Origin of the sequence: Halomonas maura (assembly GCF_030409305.1) — a bacterium.
Classification (GTDB): domain Bacteria; phylum Pseudomonadota; class Gammaproteobacteria; order Pseudomonadales; family Halomonadaceae; genus Halomonas; species Halomonas maura.
This window is the reverse complement of sequence record NZ_JAUFPQ010000023.1, coordinates 461,807-479,740: the sequence shown is the minus strand read 5'-3', so window position 1 is coordinate 479,740 and position 17,934 is coordinate 461,807. Positions and strand designations below refer to the sequence as shown.

General features: G+C 69.2%; 18 protein-coding genes. 12 read left to right on the top strand and 6 right to left on the bottom strand.

Translation table 11 applies throughout. The annotated features are described in order from the left end of the window. The first annotated feature begins 53 nt into the window (after window positions 1–53). Window positions 54–920 carry an RNA polymerase sigma factor RpoH gene (gene rpoH, locus QWY76_RS16875; protein WP_290312493.1) on the top strand — a complete coding sequence of 289 codons (867 nt, stop codon included), beginning with the start codon at window positions 54–56 and terminating at the stop codon, window positions 918–920. A gap of 150 nt (window positions 921–1,070) precedes the next feature. Here rpoH and slmA read toward each other — a convergent pair whose 3' ends face one another. From slmA to coaBC, 5 genes are read right to left on the bottom strand one after another with little or no spacing between them, the layout of a single operon-like run. Beyond that, window positions 1,071–1,679 carry a nucleoid occlusion factor SlmA gene (gene slmA / locus QWY76_RS16870; RefSeq protein WP_290312492.1) on the bottom strand — a complete coding sequence of 203 codons (609 nt, stop codon included), beginning with the start codon at window positions 1,677–1,679 and terminating at the stop codon, window positions 1,071–1,073. 36 nt (window positions 1,680–1,715) lie between these two features. Next, window positions 1,716–2,636 (bottom strand): acetylglutamate kinase, encoded by a 921-nt coding sequence (argB, locus tag QWY76_RS16865; RefSeq protein ID WP_290312491.1) that lies wholly within the window; start codon window positions 2,634–2,636, stop codon window positions 1,716–1,718. A 37-nt stretch (window positions 2,637–2,673) separates the two neighbouring features. After that, window positions 2,674–4,071 carry a phosphomannomutase/phosphoglucomutase gene (locus QWY76_RS16860; RefSeq protein ID WP_290312490.1) on the bottom strand — a complete coding sequence of 466 codons (1,398 nt, stop codon included), beginning with the start codon at window positions 4,069–4,071 and terminating at the stop codon, window positions 2,674–2,676. A gap of 33 nt (window positions 4,072–4,104) precedes the next feature. Further along, window positions 4,105–4,572, bottom strand: a complete 468-nt coding sequence (gene dut, locus QWY76_RS16855; RefSeq protein ID WP_183385456.1) for a dUTP diphosphatase — start codon at window positions 4,570–4,572, stop codon at window positions 4,105–4,107. A gap of 26 nt (window positions 4,573–4,598) precedes the next feature. Further along, window positions 4,599–5,864 (bottom strand): bifunctional phosphopantothenoylcysteine decarboxylase/phosphopantothenate--cysteine ligase CoaBC, encoded by a 1,266-nt coding sequence (coaBC, locus tag QWY76_RS16850; RefSeq protein WP_290312488.1) that lies wholly within the window; start codon window positions 5,862–5,864, stop codon window positions 4,599–4,601. Between the two features lie 126 nt (window positions 5,865–5,990). Here coaBC and radC point away from each other — a divergent pair, with 126 nt between their 5' ends. The 10 genes from radC to QWY76_RS16800 all read left to right on the top strand — a co-directional run bounded on the left by radC (window position 5,991) and on the right by QWY76_RS16800 (window position 14,558). Then, complete coding sequence (gene radC / locus QWY76_RS16845) at window positions 5,991–6,665, top strand: RadC family protein (protein ID WP_290312487.1); 675 nt, start codon at window positions 5,991–5,993, stop codon at window positions 6,663–6,665. A gap of 152 nt (window positions 6,666–6,817) precedes the next feature. Continuing rightward, entirely contained in the window at window positions 6,818–7,054 is a 237-nt protein-coding gene (gene rpmB / locus QWY76_RS16840) for a 50S ribosomal protein L28 (protein ID WP_126483875.1), read from the top strand. A gap of 23 nt (window positions 7,055–7,077) precedes the next feature. Next, complete coding sequence (gene rpmG, locus QWY76_RS16835) at window positions 7,078–7,233, top strand: 50S ribosomal protein L33 (RefSeq protein WP_021819788.1); 156 nt, start codon at window positions 7,078–7,080, stop codon at window positions 7,231–7,233. 114 nt (window positions 7,234–7,347) lie between these two features. Further along, complete coding sequence (mutM, locus tag QWY76_RS16830; protein ID WP_290312485.1) at window positions 7,348–8,178, top strand: bifunctional DNA-formamidopyrimidine glycosylase/DNA-(apurinic or apyrimidinic site) lyase; 831 nt, start codon at window positions 7,348–7,350, stop codon at window positions 8,176–8,178. A gap of 52 nt (window positions 8,179–8,230) precedes the next feature. Further along, window positions 8,231–9,427, top strand: a complete 1,197-nt coding sequence (locus tag QWY76_RS16825) for a class I SAM-dependent rRNA methyltransferase (protein ID WP_290312484.1) — start codon at window positions 8,231–8,233, stop codon at window positions 9,425–9,427. A 44-nt stretch (window positions 9,428–9,471) separates the two neighbouring features. Continuing rightward, entirely contained in the window at window positions 9,472–9,792 is a 321-nt protein-coding gene (locus QWY76_RS16820) for a putative signal transducing protein (protein ID WP_290312483.1), read from the top strand. Between the two features lie 49 nt (window positions 9,793–9,841). Further along, the gene (locus QWY76_RS16815) at window positions 9,842–10,288 is read left to right on the top strand and encodes an acyl-CoA thioesterase (protein WP_290312482.1); all 447 of its coding nucleotides are present in this window, start codon (window positions 9,842–9,844) and stop codon (window positions 10,286–10,288) included. A 167-nt stretch (window positions 10,289–10,455) separates the two neighbouring features. Beyond that, a complete protein-coding gene (ald, locus tag QWY76_RS16810; protein ID WP_290312480.1) occupies window positions 10,456–11,571 on the top strand; it encodes an alanine dehydrogenase in 1,116 nt (371 codons plus the stop codon). 160 nt (window positions 11,572–11,731) lie between these two features. Beyond that, on the top strand, window positions 11,732–12,757 hold the full coding sequence (gene trpS / locus QWY76_RS16805; RefSeq protein WP_290312479.1) for a tryptophan--tRNA ligase: 1,026 nt from the start codon (window positions 11,732–11,734) through the stop codon (window positions 12,755–12,757). 121 nt (window positions 12,758–12,878) lie between these two features. Further along, window positions 12,879–14,558 carry an NAD-dependent malic enzyme gene (locus QWY76_RS16800; protein ID WP_290312478.1) on the top strand — a complete coding sequence of 560 codons (1,680 nt, stop codon included), beginning with the start codon at window positions 12,879–12,881 and terminating at the stop codon, window positions 14,556–14,558. Window positions 14,559–14,657: 99 nt separating this feature from the next. Here QWY76_RS16800 and acnA read toward each other — a convergent pair whose 3' ends face one another. Then, window positions 14,658–17,405 (bottom strand): aconitate hydratase AcnA, encoded by a 2,748-nt coding sequence (gene acnA / locus QWY76_RS16795; protein ID WP_290312477.1) that lies wholly within the window; start codon window positions 17,403–17,405, stop codon window positions 14,658–14,660. A gap of 175 nt (window positions 17,406–17,580) precedes the next feature. Here acnA and QWY76_RS16790 point away from each other — a divergent pair, with 175 nt between their 5' ends. Next, window positions 17,581–17,790, top strand: a complete 210-nt coding sequence (locus QWY76_RS16790) for a zinc ribbon domain-containing protein (protein WP_290312476.1) — start codon at window positions 17,581–17,583, stop codon at window positions 17,788–17,790. The last annotated feature ends 144 nt before the right edge of the window (window positions 17,791–17,934 follow it).

The window sequence follows — 17,934 nt, the reverse complement described above, 5'->3', positions numbered from 1 at the left end:
CAAAGGCGGCGACACGGATACCACACACGGGCTTCGATGGAGACAACCTGCACATGAGCACCAGTCTTCTGCCGGTGGGACACCTTTCCCCGGGCCACGACCTCAACGGCTACATCCAGGCGGTGAACGGCATTCCCATGCTCACCGTCGAGGAGGAGCGTGAGCTGGCCTACCGCCTGCACGACGAGGGCGACCTCGAGGCGGCCCGTCGCCTGGTGCTGTCGCACCTGCGCTTCGTCGTGCATATCGCGCGGAGCTACTCCGGCTATGGCCTGGCCCAGGCCGACCTGATCCAGGAGGGCAACGTCGGCCTGATGAAGGCGGTCAAGCGCTTCGACCCCAATCAGGGCGTGCGCCTGGTGTCCTTCGCCGTGCACTGGATCAAGGCCGAGATCCATGAGTTCGTGCTGCGCAACTGGCGGATCGTCAAGATCGCCACCACCAAGGCCCAGCGCAAGCTGTTCTTCAACCTGCGCAGCGCCAAGAAGCGCCTGGCCTGGCTGAACACTGACGAGGTCGAGGCCATCGCCAAGGACCTCGACGTCAAGCCGGAGGTGGTGCGCGAGATGGAGGGCCGGCTGTCGGCCCACGACGCCGGCTTCGATGCCGCGCCGGGCGAGGACGAGGAATCCGCCTACCAGGCACCGGTCCACTACCTCGACGACGCCAGCCAGGATCCGGCGAGCCAGCTCGAGGACAGCGACTGGGAGGAGGATGCCACCCGTCGCCTGCAGGTGGCCCTCGAGGGCCTGGACGAGCGCTCCCGGGATATCCTCCAGCGTCGCTGGCTGAGCGACGACAAGTCGACCCTGCACGACCTGGCCGACGTCTATGGCGTGTCCGCCGAGCGCATCCGCCAGCTCGAGAAGAACGCCATGAAGAAGATCCGCCAGCATATCGGCGATACCCTGGCGGCCTGACGGCCGTTGGGTAGCGTCACCCTGCGAGCGCCAGGCTGCTTGGTGGCGCGCGCCGGGTGACGAGGCGCAACACGCGAACCCCAGCGGATGTCGAGTCCGCTGGGGTTTCTTCGTTGATGTCGGTGACCGCAACCTGCTCGGCCCGCGACGTCAGGCCGGCTGGACGCCCTCGCGCATCAGCCTGGCCGAGAGCACCGGCCACTGGTCGTCCCAGTGCTCGGTGGGCAGGCGGCGGAAGTCGCTGCGCACGTACTGGGAGATGCGCCCCTCGACCTGGGCGATCAGCAGGTTGGCGGCGGCCGGGGTCGGCAAGCTGGGCCTCAGGCCCTCGCGCGGCTCGGCCTCCCGCAGCACCTGCTTGAGCTGCGTCTCCAGGCGCTCGAAGAGCTGGTGGATGCGCAGCCGCAGGCGTGCCGTCTCGCCGGTCAGGGCATCGCCGCCCAGCAGGCGCGACAGCCCCGGGTTCTTCTCGGCGAAGGCCAGCACCAGGGTCAGGATCTGCCCGCAGCGAGGCAGCGCCTCGGGGACCTCCTCGAGGATGCGGTTGATGCGTTCGAACAGCGTCTGCTCGATGAACTCGATGAGTCCCTCGAACATCCGCGCCTTGCTGGGAAAGTGGCGGTAGAGGGCGGCCTCCGAGACGCCGACCTGGCGCGCCAGGGCGGCGACGGTGATGCGCTTGCCGCTGTCTTCCTCCAGCATCATGGCCAGCCCCTGGAGGATCTGCTCCCGGCGGCTGGGGGGGGTTGCCTGCGTCATGTTGGCTTTTCTTATGGTCGGTTCGATGGGGCAGCGTCAGTCGGCCGAGGTCTCGTCGCGTCGGGCGTTGGTGATCAGGGTGCCGACCCCGGCGTTGGTGAAGATCTCCAGCAGGGTGGCGTGGGGGACCCGGCCATCGACGATATGCGCACTCGCGACGCCGCCCTTCACGGCGTCCAGGGCGCAGCGGATCTTCGGCAGCATGCCGCCATGGATGGTGCCGTCGGCGATCAGGGCGTCCACCTGGCCGGTGGTCAGGCCGGTGAGCACCTCGCCCTCGGCGTTCATCAGGCCGGCGACATTGGTCAGCAGCATGAGCTTCTCGGCGTCCAGGGCCTCGGCCACCTTGCCGGCCACCAGGTCGGCGTTGATATTGTAGCTGCGCCCGGCGTCATCGACGCCGATCGGGGCGATCACCGGGATGAAGTCCCGGGCCGCCAGCATCTCGATGAGATCGGTGGAGATGTGCTCCACCTCGCCCACGTGGCCGATGTCGATGATCTCCGGGGCGGTCATCTCCGGACTCTGGTGCTCCACCTTGAGCTGGCGGGCACGGATCTGGGCACCGTCCTTGCCGGTCAGGCCGATGGCCTTGCCGCCACACTGGTTGATCAGGTTGACGATGCCCTTGTTGACCAGGCCGCCGAGCACCATTTCCACCACGTCCATGGTCTCGGCGTCGGTGACCCGCATGCCGTTGACGAACCGCGACTCGATCTTGAGCTTCTCCAGCAGATCGCCGATCTGCGGGCCGCCGCCATGCACCACCACCGGATTGATGCCGACCTCCTTCATCAGCACCATGTCGCGGGCGAAGGAGTCGATCAGGGTGTCCTCGGTCATGGCGTTGCCGCCGTACTTCACCACCACGGTCTTGCCGGAGAAGCGCTGGATGTAGGGCAGCGCCTCGGAGAGCACCTCCACCACCTGGCGCGGGTCGCGGGTCTGTTCGGTCATGTCGGGTTCCCTTGGTCTCGTCTCTTGGAGGCTCGCCTTACAGCGGCAGCTCGAGCGTCGGCGCCACCTGCTCGAGGGCCGCGGCGAAGCGGCCACGGATGCGGGCGAGGGCCGCGTCGTCCTTGCCCTCGAAGCGCAGCACCAGCACCGGCGTGGTGTTGGAGGCGCGGCACAGGCCCCAGCCGTCCGGATAGTCGACCCGGATGCCGTCCAGGGTGGTCTTGACGCCGTCCTCGCCGAAGTCGCCCTCCCGGGCCAGGCGGTCCACCAGGTCGAACTTGGTCTCGTCGGTCACCGTGATGTTGATCTCGGGGGTGCCGATGTCCTGGGGATAACGCTCGAAGAAGGTGTCGGCGTCGTCGCCCTGCCGCGACAGGATCTCCAGCAGCCGGGCGGCGCCATACAGGCCATCATCGAAGCCGTACCAGCGCTCCTTGAAGAAGATATGGCCGCTCATCTCGCCGGCGAGCAGGGCCCCGGTCTCCTTCATGCGCGCCTTGATCAGCGAGTGGCCGGTGCGCCACATCTCCGGCGTGCCGCCGGCCTCATCGATCACCCGGGCCAGGTTGCCGGTGCACTTGACATCGAAGATCACCCGGGCGTCGCGATTGCGCGACAGCATGTCCTCGGCGAAGGCCATCATCAGGTGGTCCGGATAGATCAGCTTGCCCTGGGGCGTGATCACCCCCAGGCGGTCGCCGTCGCCGTCGAAGGCCAGCCCGATGTCGGCACCGGTCTCGCGGACGGTGCGGATCAGGTCCTCGAGGTTCTCCGGCTTGCCGGGGTCCGGGTGGTGGTTGGGGAAGGTGCCGTCGATCTCGGCGAACAGCGGCAGCGTCTCGGCGCCCAGGCGCTCGACCAGCTGCGGACCCAGTTCGCCGGCCACGCCATTGCCGCAGTCGACCACCGCCTTGAGCGGCCGGGCCAGGCTCACGTCGCCGAGGATGCGCGCCAGATAGGCTTCGCGCACGTCCTCCTCGCGGACCTCGCCCCGGCCCTCGGCCAGGTCGCCTTGCTGGAGGCGGCGATACAGGTCGGTGATCGCCTCGCCGGAGAGGGTCTCGCCGCCCAGCACGATCTTGAAGCCGTTGTAGTCGGGCGGGTTGTGGCTGCCGGTGACCATCACCCCGGAGGTGGTGCCCTCCAGCACGTGGGTGGCGTAGTAGAGCACCGGCGTGGGCACCATGCCGATGTCGATCACGTCGCAGCCGGTGGCGGTCAGGCCGCGGGTCAGGGCGGCGAGCATGCGCGGGCCGGAGAGGCGTCCGTCCCTGGCGACGATCACCGTGGATTCGCCCCGGGCCCGGGCCTCGCTGCCGATGGCGCGGCCGATGGTCTCGACGCCGGGCTCGGTGAGGGTGTCGTCGACGATCCCGCGGATGTCGTAGGCACGAAAGATCGAGGCGGGAGCGGTAGTGGCGGTGTCTGACGTCATAGCATCGTTTCCTGTTGGAGAGCGCGGGGTGGCTCAGTGTCGTCCGGAACTGCCGAAGCCGCCGTCGCCGCGCACGCTGGCGTGGAAGTCGTCGACGACCTGGAGTTCGGCCTGCACCACGGGAACAAGCACATACTGTGCCAACCGCTCGAAGGGCTCCACCGTGAAGGGCGCCGCACCGCGGTTCCAGACCGAGACCATCAGCTCGCCCTGGTAGTCGGAGTCGATCAGGCCGACCAGGTTGCCGAGCACGATGCCATGCTTGTGGCCCAGGCCCGAGCGGGGCAGGATCATCCCGGCGAGCCCCGGGTCGGCGATATGGATGGCCAGCCCGGTACGCACCAGCTCGCAGTCGCCGGGCGCGAGCACCAGGGGGGCGTCGAGAAGGGCGCGCAGGTCCATGCCGGCGGAGCCGGCGGTGGCGTAGTGGGGCAGGTGGTCGCGCAGGCGCTCGTCGAGCAGCTTGACGGCGAGGCGAGGGCGGTCGGGGATCGTCGGCATCGGGGTGTCCAGTAGCGGTCGTGTCGTCAGGATGGGGGGGCGGCACGCAGCCGGTCGATCGCCTGGCGAACCACGGCCATGGCGAGCTGCGATTTCGGCTGCGGCGGCAGCGTGCGCTGGTCGGTGGCCCCGGCCTCCCGCCACACCAGCAGGGCGGCGTTGTCGTCGGCGCCGAAGCCCAGGCCGGCCCGGGAGACGTCGTTGGCCACCACCATGTCGAGGCCCTTGCGGGCGAGCTTGTCGCGGGCGTAGGCCTCCAGGTCGCGGGTCTCCGCGGCGAAGCCGACCACGTAGGGGCGATCCTCGCGGGCGGCGATGCTGGCGATGATGTCGGGATTCTTCACCAGCCGCAGGGTCAGGGTGTGCTCGCCCTCGCGTTTCTTCATCTTGTGCTCGGCCGGGGTCTCGGCCCGGTAGTCGGCGACGGCGGCGCAGCCGATGAAGAGGTGGCAGCCCTGGGCCAGCCGGTGGGCCGCGTCGTGCATCTCCCGGGCGCTCTCCACGTCGTGGCGCTCGACCCCCGCCGGCGTGGGTAGCGCCACGGGACCGCTGATCAGCAGCACGCGGGCGCCGAGGGTGGCGGCGGCGGCGGCCAGGGCGAAGCCCATCTTGCCCGAGCTGTGGTTGGAGAGGTAGCGCACCGGGTCCAGGGGCTCGCGGGTCGGCCCCGCCGTGATCACCACGGTCAGGCCGGCGGCGTCCCCGGGCGTGTCGTCCAGCGCCGCGAGGATCGCCTCGGGCTCCAGCATGCGCCCGGGCCCCACGTCGCCGCAGGCCTGGTCGCCGCTGTCCGGGCCCAGCAACCGCCAGCCGTCCTCGGCCAGCCGGCGGGCGTTGCGCACTGTGGCCGGCTGGCGCCACATCGCCTGGTTCATGGCCGGCGCCATGACCTTCTCGGCATCGCTGGCCAGGCACAGGGTGGTGAGCAGGTCGTCGGCATGACCGTGGGCCAGGCGCGCCATCAGGTCGGCGGTGGCCGGGGCGACGAGGATCAGCTCGGCCCAGCGGGCCAGCTCGATATGGCCCATGCCGGCCTCGGCCTCGGGGTCGAGCAGCGAGGTGCGCACCGCTTCGCCGGTCAGGGCCTGCAGGGTCAGCGGGGTGATGAAGGCCTGGGCACCCTCGGTCATGACCACGCGTACCTCGTGACCCGCCTGCTTGAGCAGGCGGGCCAGCTGGGCGCTCTTGTAGGCGGCGATGCCGGCGCTGATGCCGAGCAGTATGCGGCGGCCCTCGCCAGGGCGGTCCTCGCCAGGGCGGCTGGCCTTGCGACGGCCGGGCGATAGCGACATAGGGCGGTGTCCGAGCGGAAATTCGGTCGACCACTTTATCATTCGCCGGGGGGATTGCGTAGCCACGCGCCCGGCGTGGGGCGGCTACACTGGGGGCGAGCACGCCGGGCGAGCAGGGAGGCCGGGATGTCGATTCGCGACTGGCCGGAGGGTGAGCGGCCGCGGGAGAAGTTGCTGGCGCTGGGGGCCGAGGCCCTGTCCGACGCCGAGTTGCTGGCGATCTTCCTGCGCGTGGGGGTGGCGGGGCGCTCGGCGGTGGACCTGGCCCGGGACCTGCTGTCGGGCTTCGGCGGCCTGCGTCCCCTGCTGGAGGCCGACCAGGCGAGGTTCTGTGCCCAGCGCGGCCTGGGCCAGGCCAAGTTCGTGCAGCTGCAGGCCGTCATGGAGCTTTCCCGGCGCCACCTGGCCAGTCGGCTCGAGCGCGACGCGGCCCTGACGTCGCCGGGCCTGGTGCGCAGCTACCTGGCCTCGCGGCTGCGTCACCTGGGTCACGAGGAGTTCGCCGCCCTCTTCCTCGACAGCCAGCACCGGGTGATTCGCTACGAGTCGCTGTTCCGCGGGACCCTGGACAGTGCCTCGGTGTATCCCCGCGAGGTCGCCCGCCGGGCCCTGGAGCTGGGCGCCGGCGCCATCATCTTCGCCCACAACCATCCCTCCGGAGTGGCCGAGCCCAGCGACGCGGACCGCCGCATCACCGCGCGGCTCAAGGAGGCCCTGGGCCTGTTCGAGATCCGGGTGCTCGACCATTTCGTGGTGGGAGACGGCGAGGTGGTGTCCTTTGCCGAGCGGGGGCTGTTATAATACCGCGCATCGCTTGTCTGGCCCGGCCGACTCTGGTATAAAGTGCAGCCTTTGAATTCCCTTGGGTCAAATGACAACGGGGTCGTCCCGGTTTGCCCGACAGGTTTTGAACACTCAGGTAGCAATACCTGGCCAAGCGGTTGGAGGCTCTCATGTCCAAAGTATGTCAGGTTACCGGCAAGCGCCCGGTGACTGGTAACAACGTTTCACACTCCCAGCGCAAGACGCGTCGTCGTTTCGTGCCCAACCTGCACAGCCACCGGTTCTGGGTGGAGTCCGAGAAGCGCTTCGTTCGCCTGCGCGTCTCCTCCAAGGGCATGCGCATCATCGACAAGAAGGGCATCGAGGCGGTGCTCAGCGACATTCGCAAGCGCGGCGAAGCCGTCTAAGCGACCCCGAAGGGAGAAGACTCATGCGTGACAAGATCAGAATGGTGTCCAGCGCCGGTACCGGCCACTTCTACACCACCGACAAGAACAAGCGGAACACCCCGGACAAGCTCGAGATGAAGAAGTTCGACCCGGTGGTCCGCAAGCACGTGATGTACAAGGAAGCCAAGATCAAGTAATCCGGGAATGTGCGGTTTCCCGTGATCGCTTCCGCCGCAGGCCCTCGCCTGTCCGCCTGAACCCGGCCCGATGGTCGGGTTCTTGCGTAGTGTCCCCGAGCCGGAATGCTGCCCATGCCCGAGCTGCCCGAAGTCGAGACCACCCGGCGCGGCATCGCCCCCCATGTGGAGGGCCGCGAGATCGTCGAGGTCATCGTGCGCCAGCCGCGCCTGCGCCTGTCGGTGCCCGACGACCTGGTCGAGCGGCTGGTGGGCGCGCGCATCGGTGTCCTGTCGCGGCGGGCCAAGTACCTGCTGGTGCCGGTGCAGGCGGCGGACGCGGCGTCGGCCAGCCTGCTCTGGCACCTGGGGATGTCCGGCAGCCTGCGCATCGCACGGCTCGGCGAGCTTCCCAAGAAGCACGACCATGTCGACCTGGTGCTCGACGACGGCGCCATCCTGCGCTATCACGACCCGCGCCGCTTCGGCTTCGTCGACTGGCTCCAGGGCGATGCGGCACGCGACCCGCGCCTGGCCCGGCTGGGGCCCGAGCCCCTGTCCGAGGCCTTCGATGGCGAGCGGCTGCATGCGCTGTCCCGCGGCCGTCGCCTGGCCGTGAAGCCGTTCCTGATGGACAATGCCGTGGTGGTGGGAGTCGGTAACATCTATGCCGCCGAGGCGCTGTTCCTGGCCGGCATCGATCCGCGCCGCGCCGCCGGACGCATCTCGCTGGCGCGCTACCGGAGGCTGGCGGCGGCCGTCCGCGAGGTGCTGGCCGCCGCCATCACCCAGGGCGGCACCACCCTGCGCGACTTCGTCGGCGGCACCGGCGAGCCCGGCTACTTCGCCCAACGGCTCAATGTCTATGGCCGCGACGGCGAGCCCTGTCGGCGCTGTGGCGCCGAGCTGCGCCTGGTGACGCTGGGCCAGCGGGCCAGCGTCTTCTGCGCCGAGTGCCAGCGCTGAACCGGTCGCCCCCGTGCCGCCGGCCCCTATCCGATTTCCTCGAGAGTTCCCGATGACTGCCCTACGCTCCCTGCGCCTGAAGAAGCATGCCGACCGCCGCCTCAAGGCGGGCCACCTGTGGCTCTACTCCAATGAGGTCGATACCGACGCCACGCCGCTCAAGGCGTTCGCGCCCGGCGAGCAGGCGGTGGTGGAGGCCGCCAACGGCAAGCCCATGGGCGTGGCCTACGTCAACGGCCATTCATTGATCTGCGCACGCCTGGTATCGAGGGACCCGGCCTCGGGGCTCGACCGGTCGCTGCTGGTGCACCGGCTGAACCAGGCCCTGGCGCTGCGCCAGCGGCTCTTCGACAAGCCCTTCTACCGCCTGGTGCACGGCGAGGGTGACCTGCTGCCGGGGCTGATCATCGACCGCTTCGACGATGTGCTGGTGGTGCAGCTCAATACCGCCGGCATGCAGGCGGCCCTCGAACCGCTCCTGGACGCCCTCGACAAGGTGCTCGCGCCGCGGGTCGTGGTGCTGCGCAACGACACCGGCGGCCGCCGCCAGGAGGGCCTGGAGAGCCATGTCGAGGTGGTCAAGGGCGAGCTGCCGGAGGCCGTGCGGCTCGAGGAGAACGGCGTGCGCTTCACCGTGCCGGTGCTCGACGGCCAGAAGACCGGCTGGTTCTACGACCACCGCGGCAACCGCGCCTGGCTGAATGGCCTGGTGGCCGGCAAGCGGGTGCTGGACCTGTTCAGCTACGTCGGCGGCTGGGGCGTGCAGGCCGCCGCCCATGGCGCCCGCGAGGTGCTGTGCGTGGATGCCAGCGCCCGGGCCCTCGAGCAGGTCGCCGAGAATGCCGCCCTCAACGGCCTGCACGAGCAGGTGGCGGTGGGCGAGGGCGATGCCTTCGAGGCGCTGGCCGCGCTCAAGGCCGACGACGAGCAGTTCGACGTGGTGATCCTCGACCCCCCCGCCTTCATCAAGAAGCGCAAGGACATCCCCGCCGGCGAGCGGGCCTACGGCAAGCTCAACCGCGAGGCGATGCGCCTGCTGGGCCGCGATGGCCTGCTGCTCTCGGCCTCGTGCTCGATGCACCTGGCGCCGGAGCGCCTGGTCGACGTCGTGCGCGGCGCCGCGCGCCACCAGGATCGCCACGGCCAGATCCTCTTCCAGGGACATCAGGGGGCGGACCACCCGGTGCACCCGGCGATTCCCGAGACGGCCTATCTCAAGGCGCTGGGTGTTCGCGTCTTCCGCGACTAGCAGGCCGCATGGCGGCCCCTCGGGCGCGCCCATGTCTCGACGCCATGAGTGACTTCGACTTCGTTCGCGTCTTCGCCCACTCGAATCCGCTGCTGGTCGGCCATATGGCCAACCTGCTGGAGGCGGCCGGCGTGCCGGTGGAGCGGCGCAACCTGGCCCTCGGCGGGGGCGCCGGGGAGTTGCCCCCCGGCGAATGCGAGCCCGAGGTCTGGGTGGCGCCGCACAACCGGCAGCGGGCCGAGACGCTGATCCGCGAGGCGCAGTCCGACGGCGACGACCGGCCGGCCTGGACCTGCCCCGGCTGCGGCGAGCGCCTCGAGGCGGCCTTCGACACCTGCTGGCAGTGCGGTCGCCACCGGCCATGAGCGGCGCCGCACGCCCCCTGACCGTCATGCCCATGGAGGGACAGCTGCCATGCCCTGGGACCTGCCCGACCCCTTCGTGATCGAGGTCGACGTCGAGGCGGCTGCCATCGACGCCTTCGGTCATGCCAACAACGCCGAGTACCTGCGCTGGGTGGAACAGGCCAGTTGGGCCCATTCCCGCTGGCTGGGGCTGGGCCTGGACCGTTACCGGGCGCTGGATCGGGCCATGGCGGTGCATCGCCACGAGCTCGACTACCTGGCGCCGGCCCTCGAGGGGGATCGTCTGCAGCTGGCCACCTGGATCGTCGCCTGCGATGGCCGCCTGACCCTGACGCGTCGCTTCCAGCTGTGGCGTCCCGCCGACGGCCGCACCCTGATGCGGGCCCGCACGCGCTATGCCTGTATCGCGCTGTCCAGCGGCCGGCCGCGCCGCCTGCCCACGGAATTCCTGGCCGGTTATCGCCCGGCGCTGGTCGATGAGTCGCCAATGGGCTGAAGAAATTCTGTATGCCTGGCATTATTTGGATCAATGCTCGGCAACTAGGCGTTCATATCTACTATTTTTTTGTTTTTGTCGCGCTATCTCATCGTGATTGTTCTGTTGTGCTGTAATGAAGGGACGGGCCACCCTCATCCAACAATTCAAGCACCGGAGGACCTCCCATGCAGATCGCCGTTCCCAAGGAAATCAAGAACCATGAATACCGCGTCGCCCTGACCCCCAGCGGCACCCGCGAGCTGGTCGGTCGTGGTCACACGGTGACCGTCCAGGCCGGTGCCGGCGAAGGGGCCGGCTTTCCCGACGCCGACTACGCGGCCGCCGGGGCTCGCCTGGAGGCCGATGTGGCCAGGGTGTGGAGCGAGGCCGAGCTGATCCTCAAGGTCAAGGAGCCCCAGGCCGAGGAGGTCGCCCGCCTGTCACGGGGCCAGACCCTGTTCACCTACCTCCACCTGGCCGCCGAGGAGCCCCTGACCCGCGGGCTGATGGAGAGCGGCGCCACCTGCATCGCCTACGAGACCATCACCGCCCCCCAGGGCGGCCTGCCGCTGCTGGCGCCGATGAGCACCGTGGCCGGCCGCATGGCCGTGCAGGCCGGGGCCCACAGCCTGGAGAAGGCCCAGGGCGGCGCCGGCGTGCTGCTGCCGGGCGTGCCGGGCGTGGCGCCGGCCAGGGTCACCGTCATCGGTGGTGGCGTGGTCGGCGAGAACGCCGCGCGCATGGCCCTGGGCCTGGGCGCCGAGGTCAGCGTGCTCGACAAGTCCATCCCGCGCCTCGAGACCCTGGACGACCGCTACCAGGGGCGCATGAAGACCGTCTTCTCCACCGCCGATGCCCTGGAAGAGGCGGTGCGCGAGTCCGACCTGATCATCGGCGCCGTGCTGGTGCCCGGTGCCGCCGCACCCAAGCTGATCACCCGCGCCATGCTCGCCGAGATGAAGCCGGGTAGCGTGCTGGTGGACGTGGCCATCGACCAGGGCGGCTGCTTCGAGACCAGCAAGCCCACCACCCATGCCGAGCCGACCTATGTGGTGGACGGCGTGGTGCACTATTGCGTGGCCAACATGCCGGGGGCGGTGGCGCGCACCTCCACCCAGGCCCTGACCAACGCCACCATGCCCTTCGTCACCGCCCTGGCCGACAAGGGCTGGAAGCAGGCGCTGGCCGATGACCGCCACTTCGCCGCCGGCCTCAACGTCCACGAGGGACAGCTGACCTACCGGGCCGTGGCGGAGGCCTTCGGCCTCGAGTACGTGGCGGCCGACAAGCTGATCGGCTAAGGCCGCGCCGTCATCGGCGGGTCCGTCGGGCCGATGTTCCGCGAGCGCGGGGCATCGACCCGGTCGCCATGCCCCCCCCGGTGACCCGCCCCCAGGTCGCCTTGGCCGGGGCGCCGCGTTACCATAGCGGGCATTCGAGAGTCAGCAGAGTCCCGCCTTCATGACCGCACCGTCCGACAAGACCCGTGTCCTCACGGGCATCACCACCACCGGCACCCCCCATCTCGGCAACTATGTCGGGGCCATCAAGCCGGCCATCGCCGCCAGCCAGGACCCCAGCGTCCAGTCCTACTACTTCCTCGCCGACCTGCATGCCCTGATCAAGTGCCAGGATCCCCGGCGGGTCGAGGCGTCGCGCCTGGAGATCGCCGCCACCTGGCTGGCGCTGGGCCTGGACACCGACAACGCCATCTTCTATCGCCAGTCGGACATTCCCGAGATCCCCGAGCTGACCTGGATGCTCTCCTGCGTCTGCGCCAAGGGGCTGATGAACCGCGCCCATGCCTACAAGGCGGCGGTGGCCGAGAACGAGGACGCCGGCAACCAGGACCCCGACCGCGGCATCACCATGGGGCTGTTCGGCTATCCGGTGCTGATGGCGGCGGACATCCTGATGTTCAACGCCCAGCGCGTACCGGTGGGGCGCGACCAGATCCAGCACATCGAGATGGCCCGCGACATGGCGGGGCGCTTCAACCATCTCTACAAGGGCCAGTACTTCACCCAGCCCGAGGCGGTGGTGGATGAGCGGGTCCAGGTGCTCAACGGCCTGGACGGGCGCAAGATGTCCAAGAGCTACGAGAACACCATCCCGCTGTTCGTCTCCGAGAAGAAGCTGCTCAAGCTGGTGCGCAAGATCAAGACCAACTCGCTGGAGCCCGGTGAGCCCAAGGATCCCGACACCTGCACGCTGTTCCAGATCTACTCGGCCTTCGCCACGGCCGAGGAGACCGCGGCCATGCGCGGCGAGTACGCCAACGGCATCGGCTGGGGCGAGGCCAAGAACCGCGTCTTCGAGTACCTGAATGCCCACCTTCGCGAGCCCCGCGAGCGCTACCAGGCGCTGCTGGAAGATCCCGGCCATATCGAGGCCGTGCTGCGCCAGGGCGCCGAGCGGGCCCGGGCCGAGGCCGCCCCCTTCATGGATCGCCTGCGCCACGCCGTGGGCCTCGGGCGTTTCGTCTAGTCTGGAAGGCGTCATGTCCCGCGCTGCCCCGTCTGCATGGCCGGGGCATCGGCGTGGTAGAGTAACGACCAAGGAGCCTTAGAGCATCACGGCCCGGATTCCCGACACAGCTGAGACGACTATGACTACCGAAGCCAAGCGCCCCCTCTATGTGCCCTATGCCGGGCCCCCCCTGCTCGAGATGCCGCTGCTCAACAAGGGGAGTGCCTTCACCCGGGAGGAGCGACTGGAGTTCAACCTGATCGGCCTGCTGCCCCAGAACGTCGAGACCATCGAGGAGCAGGCGGAGCGCGCCTACCGGCAGTATCGTCAGTGCCAGACCGACCTGGATCGCCATATCTACCTGCGGGCCATCCAGGACGACAACGAGACCCTCTACTTCCGGCTGGTCGGCGAGCATCTCGAGGAGATGCTGCCGATCATCTACACGCCCACGGTGGGCCAGGCCTGCGAGGAATTCTCCAACATCTATCGCAACCACCGCGGCCTGTTCATCGCCTACCCCGATCGCGACCGCATGGACGACATCCTGCGCAGCGCCACCAAGGACAACGTCAAGGTGATCGTGGTCACCGACGGCGAGCGCATCCTCGGCCTGGGCGACCAGGGCATCGGCGGCATGGGCATCCCCATCGGCAAGCTCTCCCTGTACACCGCCTGCGGCGGCATCAGCCCCGCCTATACCCTGCCGATCATGCTCGACGTGGGGACCAACAACCAGGCCCTGCTCGACGACCCCATGTACATGGGCTGGCGCCACCCGCGCATCTCCCAGGAGGAGTACGACGCCTTCGTGGCCGACTTCATCGCTGCGGTGAAGCGCCGCTGGCCCAAGGTGCTGCTGCAGTTCGAGGACTTCGCCCAGGCCAACGCCATGCCGCTGCTCGAGCGCTACCGCGACGAGCTGTGCTGCTTCAACGACGACATCCAGGGCACCGCCTCGGTCTGCGTGGGGACCCTGATGGCGGCCTGCCAGGCGCGTGGCGAGGGCGTGGCCGACCAGCGGGTGGTGTTCGTGGGGGCGGGCTCCGCCGGCTGCGGCATCGCCGAGCAGGTGGTGGTGGCCATGCAGGCCGAGGGGCTGTCGGAGGCCGAGGCGCGTCGGCGCATCTTCATGGTCGACCGGGAGGGCCTGGTGACCAGCGAACAGGGCTGGCTGCGGGACTTCCAGCGCCGGCTGGCCCAGGCCCCGTCGCTGGTGGCCGACTGGGACGGCCAGTCGCTGCTCGAGGTGGTCAGGCAGGTCAAGCCGACGGTGCTGCTGGGCGTGTGCGGCCAGCAGGGCATCTTCACCGAGGAGGTGATCCGCACCATGCACGCCGGCTGCCCCTCGCCGCTGGTGATGCCGCTCTCCAATCCCACCTCCCGGGCCGAGGCGCTGCCGGAGGACGTGATCCGCTGGACCGATGGCCAGGCCATGGTGGCCTCCGGCAGTCCCTTCGCGCCGGTGGAGTACCAGGGCAAGCGCTATCCCATCGCCCAGTGCAACAACGCCTATATCTTCCCCGGGATCGGCCTCGGCGTGGTGGCGGCCGGCGCCAAGCGAGTCACCGACGCCATGCTGATGTCGGCGTCCCGGGCGCTGGCCCGCGAGGCGCCGGTGGCCAAGACCGGCCAGGGCGCGGTGCTGCCGGCCCTGTCGGAGATCCGCGAGCTGTCCAAGGCCATCGCCTTCGAGGTGGCGGCCCAGGCCCAGCAGGAGGGCGTGGCGCTGAAGTCCGACGGACCGGCCCTGCGCCGGGCGATCGAGCGCAACAGCTGGTCGCCGGAGTATCGCCGCTATCGCCGCCGCTCCTTCTGACGCCCCCTCGCCAGTGGCGCTACGACAGAGAAGCCCCCGCCGGGTCACCGGCGGGGGCTTTCGCTTGTGGGACTCAGGCGGCGGGTCAGGCCGAGCCCGTTACGCTGAGCCGATCATCTTGCGCAGTACATAGTGGAGGATGCCGCCATGGCGGTAGTACTCCAGCTCGTTGGCGGTATCGATGCGGCACAACGCCTCGAACCGCTTCTCGCCCTTGGCGCTCGTGATGGTCACCTCGACGCCGCCGCCCGGGGTCAGCTCGCCGAGCCCCGTCACCGAGACCCGCTCGTCGCCGGTCAGGCCCAGGGTCTCGCGGCTCTCGCCCTCGGGGAACTGCAGCGGCACCACGCCCATGCCGATCAGGTTGGAGCGGTGGATGCGCTCGAAGGACTCGGCGAGCACCGCCCGCACGCCGAGCAGCCGGGTGCCCTTGGCGGCCCAGTCGCGGCTGGAGCCGGTGCCGTACTCCTTGCCGGCGATCACCACCAGGGGCGTGCCCTCCTGCTGGTACTGCATGGCCGCATCGTAGATGGCCATCTGGTCGCCGGAGGGCACGTGGCGGGTCTCGCCGCCGACCACGCCGTCGAGCATCTCGTTTCTGATGCGCACGTTGGCGAAGGTGCCGCGCATCATCACCTCGTGGTTGCCGCGCCGTGAGCCGTAGGAGTTGAAGTCCACCGGCTTGACGCCACGCTCCTGCAGGTAGCGTCCGGCGGGGCTGTCGGGCTTGATGGCGCCGGCCGGCGAGATATGGTCGGTGGTCACCGAGTCGCCGAGCAGGGCCAGGATATGCGCGTCCTGTATGTCCTCCAGCGCCTCCGGCGTCCGGCCCATGCCCTCGAAGAAGGGCGGGTGCTGGATGTAGGTGGAGTCCGCCGACCACTGGTAGACCTGGCTCTGGGGCACGTCGATGGCCTTCCACACCTCGTCGCCCTCGAAGACCTCGGCATATTCCTTGCGGAACATCTCGGTCTTGACCTTCTCGACCGCCTCGGCGATCTCGGCCTGGGAGGGCCAGACGTCCTTGAGATAGACGGGCTTGCCGTGGCGGTCGACCCCCAGGGGATCCCGGGCCAGGTCCTGCTGGATGTTGCCGGCCAGGGCGTAGGCCACCACCAGGGGCGGCGAGGCCAGCCAGTTGGTCTTGACCAGCGGGTGGATGCGGCCCTCGAAGTTGCGGTTGCCGGAGAGCACCGAGGCCACCGTCAGGTCGCCGTCGTTGATGGCCTGCTCGATGGGCTCGGGCAGCGGGCCGGAATTGCCGATGCAGGTGGTACAGCCGTAGCCCACCAGGTTGAAGCCCAGGGCGTCCAGGTCCTCCTGGACGCCGCCGGCGGCCAGGTAGTCGGTGACCACCTTGGAGCCGGGCGCCAGGGAGGTCTTCACCCAGGGCTTGGTGGTCAGGCCCTTGGCCCGGGCGTTGCGGGCCAGCAGGCCGGCGGCCATCATCACGCTGGGGTTGGAGGTGTTGGTGCAGGAGGTGATGGCGGCGATCACCACCGCGCCGGGGTCGAGGCGGAAGGCCTCGCCGTCCAGGCTGACCTCCTGGCTGTCGTGGTGCTCGTAGCTCTCCTCGACGCCCACGGCGGTCTGGCCGCCCTCGGAGAACAGCCGGCCCTTGTCCTCGGAGGAGGACGGGGGCTTGCCGTCGTCGCTCATCACCTTGGCGAAGGCCGCGGGCATGTCGCGCAGGGCGACCCGGTCCTGGGGCCGCTTGGGGCCGGCCAGGCTGGCCTCGACCTCATGCATGTCCAGCGCCAGGGTATCGCTGTAGATGGGCTCGGCGCCCGGCTCGCGCCACAGGCCCTGGGCCTTGCAGTAGGCCTCGACCAGCGCGACCTGGTCGTCGTCGCGACCGGTCAGGCGCAGGTAGCGCAGCGTCTCGTCGTCCACCGGGAAGAAGGCGCAGGTGGCGCCGAACTCCGGCGACATGTTGGCGATGGTGGCGCGGTCGGCCAGCGGCAGGTCCTTGAGGCCGTCGCCGTAGAACTCGACGAACTTGCCCACCACGCCGCGTTGGCGCAGCATCTGGGTCACCGTCAGCACCAGGTCGGTGGCGGTGATGCCCTCGCGCAGCTTGCCGGTGAGCTTGAAGCCCACCACCTCGGGAATCAGCATCGACACCGGCTGGCCGAGCATGGCGGCCTCGGCCTCGATGCCGCCCACGCCCCAGCCCAGCACGCCGAGGCCGTTGATCATGGTGGTGTGGGAGTCGGTGCCGACCAGGGTATCCGGGTAGGCCAGGGTCTTGCCGTCCTCCTGCCTGGCCCACACCGTCTTGCCCAGGTACTCCAGGTTGACCTGGTGGCAGATGCCGGTGCCCGGCGGCACCACGCGGAAGTTGTCGAAGGCCTGCTGGCCCCAGCGCAGGAACTCGTAACGCTCGCGGTTGCGCTGCATCTCGATGGCGACGTTGTCCTTGAAGGCGCTGGCGTTGCCGAACTCGTCGACCATCACCGAGTGGTCGATGATCAGGTCCACCGGCGACAGGGGGTTGATCCGCGACGGCTCCTCGCCGAGGGCCTCGACGGCGGCCCGCATGGAGGCGAGGTCCACCACGCCCGGCACGCCGGTGAAGTCCTGCATCAGCACCCGGGCCGGCCGATAGCCGATCTCCCGGCTGGAGGCGGCGTCCTGCTGCCAGTCGACCAGGGCCTGCATGTCCTCGCGGGAGACGCCCTCCCGGTCGGCGAAGCGCAGCTGGTTCTCCAGCAGGATCTTCAGCGTCATCGGCAGGCGGTCGATGTCACCGAGCGTCTCGGCGGCCTTCGCCAGGCTGTGGTAGTGGTAGGTCGTGCCGGCGGCCTCGAGGGTCTGCAGGGTATCCGGTGTGGACTCGGTGCTCATGGTGTCCTCCTTTCGCAGGGGAGTAAGCGAACCATCCTGGTCCTGATGAGATTACATGGTCATGATAGAAGCCGTTTTCAACACCTGCGTCGGCCCGGTCTCGCTGCCGTCCCCTTGAAATGCCGACCGTCACGCCTCATATTCCCTGGCTGTGACACCAGGCCCGGGAGGTCCCGTGCACGAGGAAGAGCTCGACAGTCAGACGGTCCGCTGTCCCTACTGCGACACGGCCTTCGACCTGCAGGTGGATGCCTCCCAGGGCAGTCACGCGACCTGGGAGGATTGCCCGCGCTGCTGTGCGCCGATCCAGCTGCGCATCGAGGTCTCGCCGGTGAGCGGCGAACTCGAGTCGGTGACCCTGGGCCGCGACGACGACGTGCTGTGAGTGCCCCTCGGCGGGCACCCTGCATCACGATAGATTTTCACTATCCGTGCCATTGAGCAGGCCTAGTGGCGCGGCGGGCCGACCTGCCCTAGCGTAGGCGGCTCCTTATCCCTTCACCATCGGGTATCATCGACCCTCATAGGA

What these genes read in the sequence shown, in the direction of transcription:
- rpoH (WP_290312493.1), top strand. Translation starts at nt 54, where the DNA reads ATGAGCACCAGTCTTCTGCCGGTGGGACACCTTTCCCCGGGCCACGAC.
- slmA (WP_290312492.1), bottom strand. Translation starts at nt 1,679, where the DNA reads ATGACGCAGGCAACCCCCCCCAGCCGCCGGGAGCAGATCCTCCAGGGG.
- argB (WP_290312491.1), bottom strand. Translation starts at nt 2,636, where the DNA reads ATGACCGAACAGACCCGCGACCCGCGCCAGGTGGTGGAGGTGCTCTCC.
- QWY76_RS16860 (WP_290312490.1), bottom strand. Translation starts at nt 4,071, where the DNA reads ATGACGTCAGACACCGCCACTACCGCTCCCGCCTCGATCTTTCGTGCC.
- dut (WP_183385456.1), bottom strand. Translation starts at nt 4,572, where the DNA reads ATGCCGACGATCCCCGACCGCCCTCGCCTCGCCGTCAAGCTGCTCGAC.
- coaBC (WP_290312488.1), bottom strand. Translation starts at nt 5,864, where the DNA reads ATGTCGCTATCGCCCGGCCGTCGCAAGGCCAGCCGCCCTGGCGAGGAC.
- radC (WP_290312487.1), top strand. Translation starts at nt 5,991, where the DNA reads ATGTCGATTCGCGACTGGCCGGAGGGTGAGCGGCCGCGGGAGAAGTTG.
- rpmB (WP_126483875.1), top strand. Translation starts at nt 6,818, where the DNA reads ATGTCCAAAGTATGTCAGGTTACCGGCAAGCGCCCGGTGACTGGTAAC.
- rpmG (WP_021819788.1), top strand. Translation starts at nt 7,078, where the DNA reads ATGCGTGACAAGATCAGAATGGTGTCCAGCGCCGGTACCGGCCACTTC.
- mutM (WP_290312485.1), top strand. Translation starts at nt 7,348, where the DNA reads ATGCCCGAGCTGCCCGAAGTCGAGACCACCCGGCGCGGCATCGCCCCC.
- QWY76_RS16825 (WP_290312484.1), top strand. Translation starts at nt 8,231, where the DNA reads ATGACTGCCCTACGCTCCCTGCGCCTGAAGAAGCATGCCGACCGCCGC.
- QWY76_RS16820 (WP_290312483.1), top strand. Translation starts at nt 9,472, where the DNA reads ATGAGTGACTTCGACTTCGTTCGCGTCTTCGCCCACTCGAATCCGCTG.
- QWY76_RS16815 (WP_290312482.1), top strand. Translation starts at nt 9,842, where the DNA reads ATGCCCTGGGACCTGCCCGACCCCTTCGTGATCGAGGTCGACGTCGAG.
- ald (WP_290312480.1), top strand. Translation starts at nt 10,456, where the DNA reads ATGCAGATCGCCGTTCCCAAGGAAATCAAGAACCATGAATACCGCGTC.
- trpS (WP_290312479.1), top strand. Translation starts at nt 11,732, where the DNA reads ATGACCGCACCGTCCGACAAGACCCGTGTCCTCACGGGCATCACCACC.
- QWY76_RS16800 (WP_290312478.1), top strand. Translation starts at nt 12,879, where the DNA reads ATGACTACCGAAGCCAAGCGCCCCCTCTATGTGCCCTATGCCGGGCCC.
- acnA (WP_290312477.1), bottom strand. Translation starts at nt 17,405, where the DNA reads ATGAGCACCGAGTCCACACCGGATACCCTGCAGACCCTCGAGGCCGCC.